The sequence below is a fragment of the Aeromonas sp. ZOR0001 genome (assembly GCF_000801015.1).
GTDB lineage: Bacteria > Pseudomonadota > Gammaproteobacteria > Enterobacterales > Aeromonadaceae > Aeromonas > Aeromonas veronii.
Genome location: NZ_JRJY01000170.1, coordinates 20,509 through 34,164, shown reverse-complemented (window position 1 = coordinate 34,164; position 13,656 = coordinate 20,509). Strand labels below are relative to the sequence as shown.

General features: G+C 58.7%; 8 protein-coding genes and 1 pseudogene. 3 read left to right on the top strand and 6 right to left on the bottom strand.

What is annotated here, in order from left to right:
• From L972_RS22090 to cmoM, 5 genes and pseudogenes are all read right to left on the bottom strand, one after another.
• A pseudogene (locus L972_RS22090) lies at positions 1 to 86 on the bottom strand (septal ring lytic transglycosylase RlpA family protein); the annotation flags it as partial.
• A 253-nt stretch (positions 87 to 339) separates the two neighbouring features.
• A complete protein-coding gene (gene mukB / locus L972_RS20350) occupies positions 340 to 4,767 on the bottom strand; it encodes a chromosome partition protein MukB (RefSeq protein ID WP_047440679.1) in 4,428 nt (1,475 codons plus the stop codon).
• A 3-nt stretch (positions 4,768 to 4,770) separates the two neighbouring features.
• Positions 4,771 to 5,490 carry a chromosome partition protein MukE gene (mukE, locus tag L972_RS20345; RefSeq protein ID WP_005345759.1) on the bottom strand — a complete coding sequence of 240 codons (720 nt, stop codon included), beginning with the start codon at positions 5,488 to 5,490 and terminating at the stop codon, positions 4,771 to 4,773.
• Entirely contained in the window at positions 5,471 to 6,805 is a 1,335-nt protein-coding gene (mukF, locus tag L972_RS20340; protein ID WP_005345760.1) for a chromosome partition protein MukF, read from the bottom strand. The genes mukE and mukF overlap by 20 nt, the downstream gene beginning before the upstream one ends.
• Positions 6,806 to 6,905: 100 nt before the next feature.
• Positions 6,906 to 7,682 (bottom strand): tRNA uridine 5-oxyacetic acid(34) methyltransferase CmoM, encoded by a 777-nt coding sequence (gene cmoM, locus L972_RS20335; RefSeq protein ID WP_031227571.1) that lies wholly within the window; start codon positions 7,680 to 7,682, stop codon positions 6,906 to 6,908.
• Between the two features lie 101 nt (positions 7,683 to 7,783).
• On the opposite strand from cmoM, the gene elyC reads away from it, so the two are divergent.
• From elyC to pfkA, 3 genes are all read left to right on the top strand, one after another.
• Positions 7,784 to 8,554 carry an envelope biogenesis factor ElyC gene (gene elyC / locus L972_RS20330; RefSeq protein ID WP_047440677.1) on the top strand — a complete coding sequence of 257 codons (771 nt, stop codon included), beginning with the start codon at positions 7,784 to 7,786 and terminating at the stop codon, positions 8,552 to 8,554.
• A 135-nt stretch (positions 8,555 to 8,689) separates the two neighbouring features.
• A complete protein-coding gene (gene tpiA, locus L972_RS20325; RefSeq protein ID WP_047440675.1) occupies positions 8,690 to 9,445 on the top strand; it encodes a triose-phosphate isomerase in 756 nt (251 codons plus the stop codon).
• 149 nt (positions 9,446 to 9,594) lie between these two features.
• On the top strand, positions 9,595 to 10,566 hold the full coding sequence (pfkA, locus tag L972_RS20320) for a 6-phosphofructokinase (protein WP_005336840.1): 972 nt from the start codon (positions 9,595 to 9,597) through the stop codon (positions 10,564 to 10,566).
• 1,597 nt (positions 10,567 to 12,163) lie between these two features.
• Here the strand turns inward: pfkA and L972_RS20315 are convergent.
• On the bottom strand, positions 12,164 to 13,405 hold the full coding sequence (locus L972_RS20315; RefSeq protein ID WP_005352303.1) for a dicarboxylate/amino acid:cation symporter: 1,242 nt from the start codon (positions 13,403 to 13,405) through the stop codon (positions 12,164 to 12,166).
• Positions 13,406 to 13,656 lie beyond the last annotated feature (251 nt).

Below are 13,656 nucleotides of genomic sequence, written 5' to 3'. Positions count from 1 at the left end.
CCGCCGTGACTCTCGTCATAACGGCTGCTACAGGCCGCCAGCAGCAGGCAAAGAGATAACAGCAGCCCTTTCTGGATATGTTGCACCTTTCCCCTCTCTTCTTCTTTTCGCTATGCGCAATTTTTCTTCTTCGATACGGCCGGTGACGCTGGCGACACGCTTGCAGGCGGGAGCTCTCACCTTGCCATAGCTCCAAGGCACTCACCATGTTACTCGCCTTGTTGTCAGGCAGCAGCGACGGTGCGGCTACTTTGCCATATCTTCCATGTAAAAAGGGAGGCAAATGCCTCCCTTTCAACTAGTTACCGGTCATCCCGTGTCGGATGGGCCAGAGACTTCTCAGGCAATCAGCTTGTCATCGGCAAAGCCGAAGCCGCGCAGGCCTACCACATGCACATGCTCGTGCTTGCCCTGTACCTTGCGGATGAGCTTGTAGGTCGTGCCCTTCTCGGGACTGATGTTCTCGGGCGCCGCGATAAGCAGCTGCATATCCTGCCGCTCGCACAGCTCGAACAGGGTGGCGATGGATTTGCCATCCAGACGGGCCGCTTCGTCGAGAAACAGCAGACGGCAGGGGGCGATATCCTTGCCGCGCAGACGGCGGGACTCCTCCTCCCAGCTGATCAGCACCATCAAGAGGATGGCCTGACCGGTACCGATCGCCTCGCCGGTGGAGAGCGCGCCGCTCTCGGCCCGCAGCCAGCCATCGGCCCCGCGCTGCACCTCGATCTCCAGCTCCAGATAGTTGCGATAGTCGAGCAGCACGTCACCCATCACCTGATAGCTGCGATCTCCCTGCTCTACTTGCGGGTTCAGGCGCTGGAACAGCTTGGCCATCGCCTCGGAGAAGCTGAGCTCCTTGTCGGCGAACAGATCGTTGTGCATGGCGGTTTGATCGGCCAGCGCCGTCAGCAGACGGGTGTGGGCCTCGCGGATATTGACGTTAAGGCGCACCCCGCGCACCAGACCAAAGGCGATGTTCTGCAAGCCCTGGTTGAGCACCCGGATGCGGTTCTGCTCGCGGCGGATGATGTTGGTGATCTTGGCCGCCACCTCGTGGGAGGAGAGCGACAGATGGGTTTCCCGCTGCTTGAGCTCGTCAGCGAGACGGGCCAGCTCGATCTCCATCTCCTCGATCGCTTCGACCGGATCATCGGAGCGGATGATGTCGTTGCGGATGCGATCTTTCAGGTAACGGTAGACCTGCACGTAGAAAGCGACCTTCTGCTCGGTGCTGCGGTTGCCCTCGGAGAGACGCAGCGCATCGCGCAGAGCTTCGTCGTGGGCGACCGCCACCCGCAGGGCGCCGAGGGCCTTGTCCGACATGGAACGCAGCTCGTCGCTGTCAAGGTACGCCAGCTCGCGCTTGTTGAGGCGCTTCTCGACGTCGGTCTCCCGCGCCAGCCGCACCACCCGCGACCAGCTCGCCTTGTGACCCACCAGGGATTTACGGGCGCTGTAGTAATCCTTGCCTTCGAGCTTGAGACGACCACCGAGGGATTCGATCTCGCGCTTGGTGACCTGCAGTTGTGCCTCGGCGCTGGTGCGACGGGAACGGGTGCGGATCAGCAGCTCTTCAATCTCTTTCTTGTGGGCACGTGCCTTCTCTTCCATATCGTCAGAGAGGGTCAGCCCCATGGCCGCCAGCTCCTGCTCGAACTCGGTCAGGGTCTGGCGCTTGGCCTCGACACTGGAGTTCAGCGCGGTGCGCAGCTGCAACGCCTCGGTGTGACGCTGGGCAATCAGCTTGTGCTGCTCGCCGGCGGTGCGGGCCGCCAGCTCGGCCGCTTTCAGCTTCTCTTTGAGTCGCTCGCTCATCTCGGAGGCCTTGCCCAGCAGGTCTTGCGCATCCTGATAGGCAAAGTGCGGCAGACGGGCCACCAGCTGATCGAGGGCGTAGCAACGGCGCTTCTGCTCGGCCAGCAGGTCGCTCACCTCATCGTAAGCTGCCTGCAGCGCCGCAAGATCCTGCGGATCCTGACGCAGCACCTGCACCATGGTTTCCAGCTTCTCCAGCGACTTGCCGTGTTTGGCGATAAAGGCTTCAGCCTGTTTCAGGGCTTCCACATCGGCGTGAGCCGCCTCGAGGCGGGCCGCCAGCTCTGTCTCGGCAAACAGGTGGGCAAAGGGCAGCATCCCCTGCACCAGCTGGATATGGCGAGTCAGCTGGGCGGCGGCCGCTTTGGCCTCGGCCAGCTGCTTGTCGCACTCGCCGATGGATCCTTGCAGCGCGCGCAGTTCGGCCTGCTTGGCCTGCACTTCGGCTTCGGGGTCGGGGCGGAAGGCGATATCCAGATGCTGGCCGATAAAGTCGCGGAAGTGACCGTAGAGACGGTGGTACTTCTGCTGCTCGAAGGCGGCCTTGGCGTAACCCTCGATGAGCCCTTCGCGCTCAAGGTCGAGCTGCTCGATCCGTTTTTCCCGGGCGGCGCGACCAAACAGCGGCAGCTCGGGGTAGCGGGAGAAGCGCACCTGACGCTTGCTGGTGCGCACCAGCACGGCGTCCCCCAGCTCGTCCGCTTCCACCAGATCCTCGTCAAAGGAGTCTGGGTTGCCCTGAATGAGGTAGATATCCTCCGGGCAATCTTCCAGCTTTTTCAGCCGCTCGATGGCGCCCTCAAGGTCCAGCACCACCAGAGCGCTGCGAGCCGGGCCATAGAGCGCCGAGTAGTAAGGGGCATCGTCGATGGAGATATCGTCATAGACATCGGAGAGCAGCACGCCCCCCACCTGCTCGGCGATGCGGGCCAGGCGCGGATCCGCCTCGCCGGCACCCAGCTGCAGGTTGCGAATTTGCAGCTCCAGCGCCTGTTTCTGCGCCGCGATGCGATTGCTCTCCTGCTCGAACTCGCGCTCCTTGTCGAGCACAGTCTGCATACCGGCCGAAAGCTCTTCGGCGGTGGCGAGCGGCAAACCGCTCTGCTCGCGCAGCTGCTCGAGTTTTTCAAAGGATTTCAGCCAGCGCGGCGCCAGCTTGGTCAGCTCCGCAATATCACGGCCCAGCTGGGTGCCCTGATGCTCGAGGCTGGCGCGGCGCTGGTTCACCTCCGCCTGCTGCTCGGAGAGCTCCTCCTGACGGGTGCGCTGGGCTTCGAGGAAGATCTCCAGCTCATCGCTGCTGGCAATCAGCTGGCCAGAGGCCTGCTGCAGCTCGTCACGCAGCTTGAAGAGACTCTTCTGGCTTTCGCTCTCTTTCTCGAGACGAGCCAGCGCAGCGCGCAGCCCCTGCCCCTGGGCAATGCGAGCCTTATCCTCGATGTGACGCTTGAGCAGCGCCTGCGCGGTAGGCCAAGCGGCCTCGCGTACTGTTTCGGGGGCGATGCTCAAAAGCAGCGCCAGCGCCGCTTCGTGCTCGGCCACTGCCGCCTTGGCCAGCGCCAGCTGCTGCTCGGCCCCCAGCACCCGGCTAGTGAGACTCTGCTCGGCGGCGCGGAACTGGTGCAGGGTGTCGCTCGCCTGTTCGGCTGTCAGCCCCGGCAGCTCGCACTGCTCGCGGGCAGCATCGAGGGCCTGCACCGCCTGACGGTACTGGATGGCGCGGGTCTGCTGGATATCGAGCGCCTGCTGGTAGTCGGCCAGCTGGGTCTTGAGGCTGTCGACTTCTGCCTGCGCCAGCTCCTTGCGCTCTTCCACCTCCAGCAGCTGGCCGTAGATCTCCTCCACCACCGCCTGCTGCTGTTCGAGTTTGTCAGAGAGATCCGCCAGATCGGTGCGATACATCTCGATCTTCTTCTGCAAGCTGACCGCCGCCATCACCTTGGCAAGGTGCTCGGAGGCAGACTCCAGCTCGTCGGTCAGCAGTTTTTCGCGGTTGGTGAGCTGCTCCACCTCGTCGGCCAGATAGATGGCGCGCTGTTTCTCTTCGGCCAGAATGCGGCGCTTGTCGGCCAGCTCCTGGCGCGCCTTGAGGGCCAACTCGGAGAGGCGGCTCTTCTCGGCGGCGTTGCGCACATAGTCCGCTGCCACATAGTGGGTGGTTTCTGTGATCAGGTTCTTGAACAGATCCCGCTGACCCTGGGTCTCCTTGATCGCTTCCAGCGTGCGGCGGTTTTCATAGATGGCCGCCTCCATGTCTGCAAACGCCTTGCGCACCCCGGAGTTCTCCGGCAGCAGGTATTCGCGCAGGGAACGGCTGATGGACGAGGAGATGCCGCCGTAGAGGGAGGCTTCGATCAGACGATAGAACTTGCCGCGATCTTTTTGATCACGCAGCTTCTTCGGGGTGATGCCGAACTCGAACATGAAGTTGTGATAGTCGGTCACCGTATTGAATTTGGCGACTTTCAGCGCACCCAGCTCGGCGGCCGCCCCTTTCAGATCGGTAAAGGCGCGTACCCGCCCCTTGCCGCCATCGAGCTTCTCCAGCAGCAGATCGGTCGGTGCCAGATTCTCCGGCACATCCACCAGCGCAAATGGAGTGATGTTGACCTTGTTGTCGCGGTTGGCCACCTGCTCGAGGTGCACGCCGACCCAGATCCGCTGTTCGCGGCTATTCATCACTTCCAGAAGTGAGTAGCAGTGGCCGCGCTGCAGCTTGCCGTAGAGCCCCTTGTCACGGGAGGCGCTGCTGGAGCCCGCTTCCGTGGTATTGCGGAAGTGAAGCAGTGACTGGTCGGGAATGAGCGCCGCGATAAAGGCCGCCATGGTGGTGGACTTGCCCGCGCCGTTGCCGCCGGAAAGGGTGGTGACCAGCTGGTCGAGATCGAAGGTCCGGGCAAAGAAGCCGTTCCAGTTGACCATGGTCAGGGATTTGAACTTGCCTCGCACCGGTTATACCTCCAGATCCAGTTGTTCTTCATCGAGATCCGCCTCGATGTCATCAAAGAGCGAGTCGCTGCTCGGCATTTCGTCGTCGTGGAAGATGGCTTCACCCTCCTGGATCATCCGCAGCTGAACGGCACGGGGATCTTCATCGGAGCGCACGTCAGCGGCGAAACGGAACACCGATTCGTTGACCCGGAATTTATCCCCGTTGCCAAGGGCGGTGATCATGCCAAGGCGTCGCAGACGGCGCATAGAGGTACGGATCTTTTCGAGCAACTTCTTCTTGTCGAGATCGGTACCGCCGGAGCGGCTGTTGACCATCCGCAGCAGCTGCTTCTCGTCGGCGAGGCTCAGCACCTCTTCTTGCAGCTCGGCCATGGCGAATACCCCTTCCGAAGCCAGACGATCCGGGCTCAGGTAGAGGTAGCAGAGTACCTTGCCCACCAGCATATCGAGCTCGGAGAGCACAGTGGTGCCGATGTCGGAGCTCGGGCGCGGACGCAGGTAGAAGAAGCCTTCCGGCGCCTTGATCAGCTCCACCTGATAGCGGCCGTAGAAGATCTCCAGCTCGCTGTGATATTCGACCAGCGCCGAATGCTGCTCGAACTCGTCGGCACTGATGTGGCGACCGGAGCGCAAGGCGGTGTCGATGCGCGGAAACAAGGGGTTGGCAATCGCCTCTGCGAGCCGCAGCGGCAAGGGAAACTCAGTATTGATCAATGACATAGGCCTGAACCTTGGATCCAGCTTGGTTAATAGGTTTCCATGCGGGTTGGCGATGCAGTTCGCGCTCACCGCTGGCATGGCCCAGGCGCACGGCCTGGTCGATCAGAAGACGCGCCACATCGAAGTGGGCATGAGCCGGGTAATCCAGCAGGTATTCCCGCAGCACGTCGGCCAGATCCAGCTGCTGCCCCTGCTCGGGGTAGCGGGCCAGATAGCGCTCGATGCGCTCGGCCAGCTCCTGGTTGATGTCCACCATCTCGACATACTCCATCTCGAGGGGCACCTCACCGGTCACCTCCTCGTCGTGGATGGCGATGGTTTCGTCGCGCAGCTCCAGCAGACGGGGCTCTTCGGCCACCCGCAGCTGCCAGTTGTGCTGCTCGAAGTTTCGGATAGACTCGCGCAGCCGCTGGCTGAAGGCGCGGTTCTTGTCCATGTCGATGGCGTTGCGGATAAATTTGTGGACGTGCCTGTCGTAGCGGGACCAGAGCTCGATGCACTGCTGACCCCAGCTGGTGATGACGTCAAGGCGCCCCTGCAAGGCATGAGTCAGCTCCTCGACGTGGAACAGATCGTCGCGCCCCTGCGCCGCTTCCTGAATGTTGAGCAGCCCCGCTTGCAAGCGGTGGCCGGCAGCGTCCAGGGTATCCTGCAGCTCGCGCAGGGTCTGGCCGGTCTCGTGCAGGAGTTTTTCGCAGCTGTGAATGGCATCGACCCAGTTCTGGGTCAGCAGGGCCGCGATCTCACTTTTGACCTGATTCTGCTGCTCATCCATGGCACGCTGGGTGAGATCGATCCGCCCCAAGGTCTCTTCCAGCGAGAAGGTGAGGCGCGGCAGCACCTCGGCATCCCACTGCTCGCGGGTGTTGGTCTCGAGCGCCGCCTTGCGGGCGGTGTCGAGCTCGGCAGCCAGGTGTTCGAGCAGAATGGAGAGCTTGATAGAGTCAACCTGACGCTGATCCATAAAGAAGTCGACGATGCTCACACCCAGGCGCGACAGGCGGTAGAGGCTCTCCCCCGCCACCATGTCAGTGTTGAAGCGCGACAGCAGCTGCTGGCGAATGAGATCGTTGATGGCGTTGTTGGCGCGACCGGTGAGGGTCTCGTCCATCTGGCCGAAGGCGCTGCTGACATAGCCGAAGGCATCGTGCAGCGCCGCTTCCGACAGGTCCGACTCATCTTCGGACAGGGTCTTGATTGCAATCAGAAAGGCCAGCCGGTCGGTCGGCAGGCTCAACGCCAACCCCTCCTGCCTGACCCACCCTACTAGCTCCGGCAAAGAACGCTCTGGCAGGGTACGGGATGTACTCATCATGATGTTGTCATCTCGTTGTTGTATTGGGCGCAAAATCGTGCGCGCGGCTACATCCGGTAGCATCGAAAACATGGTTCACATCGACGTGAACTGCGAGCAATCAGCTGGCCGGCTTCTGGGCCATCACATGGATATAGCGACCGAGGGCGACAAAAGGCTCCTGACGGCAATATTGCTGCTCCATGGCCAGCAGATCGTCGAACTTCTCCACCTGATCCTGCTTGTGACGCATATAGTCGTGGATCACCCGCACTCCGGTCTTGCCGATGATGCGCAGCCCCCCGCGACCAATCCAGTCATAGACCTGCTCCGGCAGCTGGGGGTTGGTGGGCGTAAGCGCAGTCTGCCGCTTCTTGCGAAGACCAAGGCGCACATAGTCAAAATTGCCCACCACCAGGCTCTGGAACAGCAAACCATGACGGTTGTAGAAAAGCAGCGACAGTATGCCCCCGGCATTGACGAAAGGGAACAGACCCAGCAAGGTCTGGCGCGGCTCGGCGAGCCACTCCAGCACCGCATGGCAGAGCACCAGATCAAAGGTGCCGGTCACGTGTTGCTTCAGATCCTGAATGGGGCAATGGATGAGACGGATTTTGTCTTCCAGCCCCTTCTCGGCGATCTGGCTGCGGGCCAGTTCCAGCATTTCTGCTGACAGATCGCATAGCTCCACCTGATGGCCCATGGCCGCCAGCTTCTGGGCGAAATAGCCAAAACCGCCCCCCGCATCGAGGATGCGCAGCGGACGGTTGCCAAGGCGGGCCAGGCAGGCTTCGATGTCGCTCCAGACAATGGTGGTGCGGATGCGCCCCTTGGTGGAGTCGTAAATGTTGCGGGCGAACTTGTCGGCGCGCCCGTCAAAACTCTGATCGTGCTTCAAGGAGAAACTCAACATTAGCGCCACAGGGTTGTGGCCATCCCAAAAAAGAGAGGTATTCTGTCACATCCCGAATTTGCTGAAAACTCAAGGAAGTGTCTGCCGTGTTTGTGATTAAAAAGTGGCTGGGTCAGCTGCTGATGCCGCTCCCCTTCTCCCTCTCCCTGCTGCTGGTCGCCCTGCTGCTGCTCTGGTTCACCCGTTTTCAGAAAACCGGCAAACTGCTGGCCACTCTCTCGCTGCTCATTGTGGCCCTGATGGGGATGCGGCCGGTGAGCTATGCACTGGCCCGCGGGCTGGAGCAGACCTACCCGCCGTTCGAGGTGAGCCAGCATCCCAACATCGATGCCATCGTGGTGCTCGGCAACGGTCATGTCAGCGATCCGGCGGTACCGATGCGCAGTTGGCAGAACAATATCTCGCTGGCACGGACTCTCGAAGGGGTTCGCCTCGCCCAGGCCTATCCCGAAGCCGAGCTGATTTTCTCCGGCTATGTATCGGGGGATACCCTCTCCAATGCCGAGGTCAATGCCCGGATGGCCGAGAGCCTCGGCATATCCCGTTCGCGGATGACGTTGTTTGAAAACAACAAAGACACTCATGATGAGGCGGTCAGTATCAGTCGTCACCTCAAGGGAAAAGAGGTGGCGCTGGTCAGTTCGGCCACTCATTTGCCACGTGCCATGGCCCTCTATCAGGGCCAGGGGCTAAACGCCGTGCCGGCCCCCACCGACTACACCGCCAAGCAGAGCCAGGTACCCCAGCCGCTCTACAGTTATTTACCCAAAGGGCGTTATCTGATGTATTCCGAAGCTGCCATCCACGAATGGATTGGGGTATGGTGGGCTCGCTTGCGGGGGCAGGTTAACGAATGAGCGATCAAGCGTTTCATTCCTGATTTGGATCAGGAAAGCGAAAAAAAATTACGTCATTTGCCGCCGGGTCAGCTATCTTGGGCTCGGTTCAATTCATATAATGTCGCGCAATCAAATGCCTAGGAGATATACAAGATGAGACAGCACCTGGTAATGGGTAACTGGAAACTGAACGGCACCAAAGCTTCTGTAGAAGCTCTGATCAAAGGACTGACCCCGGCTGCTGCCGCTCATCCTTCTGTGCAAGTCGCCGTCTGCCCGCCGGTTATCTTTTTGGGTCTGGTTGAGCAACTGACCGCTGGCAGCAAAATCGCCTACGGTGCCCAGAACGCCGACGTACACGAGTCTGGCGCCTTCACCGGTGAAAACGCCCCCTCCATGCTGAAAGCCTTCGGTTGCACCTACTCTCTGGTCGGCCACAGCGAGCGTCGTACTCTGCACGCAGAGACTGACGACGTGGTTGCTGCCAAGTACGAAGCGATCCAGAAAGGCGGCCTGATCCCGGTTCTGTGCATCGGTGAAACTCTGGAGCAGTTCGAAGCCGGCGTGACCAAGAACGTGGTTGAGACCCAGCTGAAAGCCGTTATCGACCGTTGCGGCATCGCCTCCTTCAACAACGCCGTTATCGCTTACGAGCCGGTATGGGCCATCGGTACTGGCAAGACTGCCACTCCGGAGATCGCTCAGTCCGTTCATGCTCACATCCGTCAGTACCTGGCCGGTTTTGATGCCGCCGTTGCTGCCAAAGTACAGATCCTGTACGGCGGTTCCGTCACTGGCGCCACTGCAGCCGACCTGTTCGGTCAGCCGGACATCGACGGTGGCCTGGTCGGTGGTGCGTCCCTGAAAGTGGACGACTTCTCCCAGATCATCGCTGGCGCTGCCAAGTAATCGCTGATTACGGCAAAGAGGGGGGCTCGTCCCCTCTCTTGTATCGCTTTTCCTATGGTGGCCCCCGCATCCCATATGAAAGCCGATATAGTAAAAGTGGCTTGTCTATTTAAACATTCGTATTTGACAACTCAGATCCAGAGGCACTCATGACCAAACAAATCAAACGTATTGGTGTTTTGACCAGTGGTGGCGACGCACCCGGTATGAACGCAGCCATTCGCGCCGTGGTTCGCGCCGGTTTGCATCATGGCCTGGAAGTTTACGGTATTTATGATGGCTACCTCGGTCTGCACCAGGATCGCATCGTCAAGCTGGAGCGTCACAGCGTCTCCGACGTGGTGAACCGTGGTGGTACTTTCCTCGGCTCCGCCCGTTTCCCTGCTTTCAAAGACCCCGCAGTGCGCGCCGAAGCGATCGAAAACCTGAAAAAACACGGTATCGATGCGCTGGTCGTCATCGGTGGTGACGGCTCCTACATGGGTGCCAAGAAGCTGACCGAAGAGGGTTTCCCCTGCATCGGCCTGCCGGGCACCATCGACAACGACATCGCCGGTACCGACTTCACCATCGGTTTTGATACCGCTCTGAACGTGGTGGTTGACGCCATCGACCGTCTGCGCGACACCTGCAGCTCCCATCACCGTATCTCCGTGGTCGAGATCATGGGTCGCCACTGTGGCGATCTGGCCATGTCTGCCGCCGTTGCCGGTGGTGCCGAGTATGTGATCGTGCCGGAAGTAGCCTTCGACAAAGAGAAGCTGCTCAAGCAGATCAAGGAAGGCGAAGCCAAGGGCAAGAAGCACGCCATCATCACCATCTGCGAGCACGTTACCGACGTGAACGCCCTGGCTAAAGACATCGAAGCCCTGACCGGTCGTGAAACCCGCGCCACCATTCTGGGCCACATCCAGCGTGGCGGTGCCCCGACTGCCCGTGACCGCATCATGTCCAGCCGTATGGGTGCTTACGCCGTTGAGCAGCTGCTGGCTGGTCACGGTGGTCGCTGCGTCGGTATCCAGCGCAACGAGCTGGTACACCACGACATCATCGACTGCATCGAGAACATGAAGCGTCCGTTCGATCAGGAGCTGTACAACCTCTCCACCACCCTGTTCTAAGCCAAGCGGCTTTTAACCGGCTGTTGATGACAAAAACCCTCCATCGGAGGGTTTTTTAATATCTTACAAAAACGGGGGCATCGGCACGCTGTGTGCCCTCACCTTATGGGTTGCCTAATTACCAACCCTTGCGCCATCTGACTGATCACCAGCCTTCCTCTCCTCACAGCAACCGGCTTCAGCCTACGAACAGAGTTCCGGTATTGTCGTGGATGTTTTATCACTGCGAACCGGATTGCGTTGAACTGCGCTCTGTCGCCCCTGAAACCAGCTTGTTCAGCCTCCTCGTCATACGCGGCTTTTTATATCTCAATCTTGTAGAAGGGATTCAGATATCTTCCCCAACCATGCTCCGGCGCAGTTCTCGTATTGCACTCACATGACTCACGCAGATGTACCGGCTACGCAAATCGCTGCTCGCCCCCAGCCCAGCCAGAGAGTACGCCTCTGGCCTATTGCGCACCTCACTCTTGCTGCGGCCATGTCTATTCCGAGGCCGACGGGAAAATTGGCGGTGGTAAAACAGCCAGTTACCACTCTGAATCCCCCCGATGCACCGCTCTACTCCCTATCAACCCAATGTATTGCTGTAAAAATGCGGAGCCTCCAGACTGATAAAGTGATGGTGTGACAAGGGTTGGCAACCAGACTCTCTCCATAGACTTCTTTTGGATGGGCTATCTACGTCAGGAATCGTCAAATCATTGCCTTGCACACTTTTTATGGCCTCAATGACACTATTACGAGGGTGAAAACTTATAAAACGCCACTTAAGCTCCATACAAAACCCTTCACAAAACCAACCAACAGCTCACCAACTAATTGAATTTAAATGAAATAACCATAAAAACAGAATCTTGAATGCCTAACATGCCATAGAAGGTGATAAAATCAGCTCAATATGACAAAAATAGCTATCTCAGCCAACCAAGCGCATAAAACAGCTATTTTATCAACTTACACCTTGTTTTACCCCCTTGTTATGGTATCTTGACTACATCAACCAACAACTTAGGGAGAGAAAAATGAAAGAGTTTGTCGTTACTGCCGTTTTCACGGTGTTTTTCACCCTGGTTGCTGTCTCTCTGCCCTCACTGTCACAGTTCTGAGCCGGATAGAGAGGCATCAATCCGGACCGACCCTCTTTGCCATGTCTGTTTAATCGCCACCAACTGGCGCTTTTCAGTAATAATGCCGAGATGGTCAACATAGATATGATTTCATCACGTTGACGCTGTTTCTTTCGCCACAAGGGTGTAACTAGGATGGTTTAACCATATGGCCTGATGGAGTAGAACCAGCAGCAGATCATATCCGAGGGGAGCAAGGCTCCCCTTTTTGTTACCCGCCGTTTGACAATCCCCTACCCCGGCATCTACAACAGGCCGGTTGACGCCACACGGCCCATGCCCACAACTGATGTTTTCCCCTCCTGTACTCTCCATTCAACACAGCTAAATCCGTCAGCAATCTCTTGTGCACACCTTTGCTCTGATACTTGTCAGGCAGATATAAAAAAGCCCCAGCCATCATGGCAGGGGCTCGCGTTACGCAGTGTCAGCTTAAGGCTGTTATATCTCAGCCCAGCCCAAAGCAGTTATGCCTTGTTCCAGCGCTGCGGGTCATATTCCGGGCTGAAGCGGTCAACAATGACAGCACAGGCCGCATCGCCGGTGATATTGAGGGAGGTGCGGATCATGTCGAACAGACGGTCCAGCGCGAACAGCAGCGGCAACCCTTCGATGGGGATCCCGGCCGCCAGCAGCACGGCAACCACCAGGAAGCTTGGGCCCGGCACACCGGCCTGACCGATCGCCCCCAGAGTGGAGGTCACAATGATGGCCGCCCAGGCACCGACGCTCAGATCGATGTTGTAAACCTGCGCGAAGAAGATGGCGACCAGACCGTAATAGATGGCGTTGCCGCTCATATTGATAGTGGCACCCAACGGCAACACGAAGGAAGCGGTCGCGTTGGTCACTTTCAGATCATGCTCGCAGGTCTCCATATTGACCGGCAGGGTCGCCATGGAAGAGGCGGTGGAGAAGGCCACGATCTGCGGCTTCTTCATGGCAGAGAGGTACTTCATTACCGGCGTGTTGGAGAACATCATCACCAGCAGCGGATAGACCACAAAGCCGAAGATGAGGATGGCAGCCACATAGACCACGAACAGCTTGAGTACCAGGGTCAGCACGTCGAAGCCGTAGGTACCGATGGCCTCTGCCATCAGACCGAACACCCCGAGCGGCGCGATGATCATCACCTTGTTGATCATCCAGACGAAGGCATCCACCAGGGTATTGAGCCCATCGACCAGTGGCTTGGCCCGCTCGCGCGGCTGTTTGGCCAGCGCAATGCCGAGGAACATGCAGAACACCAGGATCTGCAGGATGTTCGCTTCGTTGAGGGAGTTGAAGACGTTGGTGGGGATCATGCCAAGCAGGGTGGCGACTGCATCCGGCAACGCCCCTTTATCGGCATAGTCACCGCCAAACATGGAGGCAACGGAAGCGAAATCGACCCCGACACCCGGTTTGAAGATCTGCCCCATCACCAGCGCCAGCAACACGGCCAACGCTGAGGTCACGAGAAAGAAGGCCAGCGTCGCTGCACCGATCTTGCCCGCCGCCGGGCTGGCGCCCAGATTGGCGGCGCCGGAGAGGATGGCAACCGCCACCAGCGGGATCACCAGCATCTTGATCAGTTGGATAAACAGGGTACCGAGCGGTGCAAACACGGTGGCTTGTTCACCCATGAACGCGCCGACCACTGCGCCCAGTACCATGGCGACCACAACCTGGAAGCCGATGTTTTTAATGAGTCCTTTAGTTAACACAATATGTTCCTTTATGTAGCAAAATTCACACTTTTCCCAGTGCAATTAACCAAACAGGGGAATGAGCGGCTGCCCATTCCCCTGTTTGCGCGTGTTATCTCACATTTAATTGCTGTTTTAAATCAGCAAATCATTAACCTTGGCTATTAATAAGTTTGCGAAAAAGTGAAGATTCAAAGCGGTCTCGGCGATTTTACCTCATCCCCCATGACAACTGGCAAAAGATTGTGCTAGTTTGGCTGCACAAACGT

Bases quoted from the DNA above. Each gene is read 5' to 3' on its own strand.
- mukE (WP_005345759.1), bottom strand. From the start codon at position 5,490: ATGTCATTGATCAATACTGAGTTTCCCTTGCCGCTGCGGCTCGCAGAG.
- mukF (WP_005345760.1), bottom strand. From the start codon at position 6,805: ATGATGAGTACATCCCGTACCCTGCCAGAGCGTTCTTTGCCGGAGCTA.
- tpiA (WP_047440675.1), top strand. From the start codon at position 8,690: ATGAGACAGCACCTGGTAATGGGTAACTGGAAACTGAACGGCACCAAA.
- pfkA (WP_005336840.1), top strand. From the start codon at position 9,595: ATGACCAAACAAATCAAACGTATTGGTGTTTTGACCAGTGGTGGCGAC.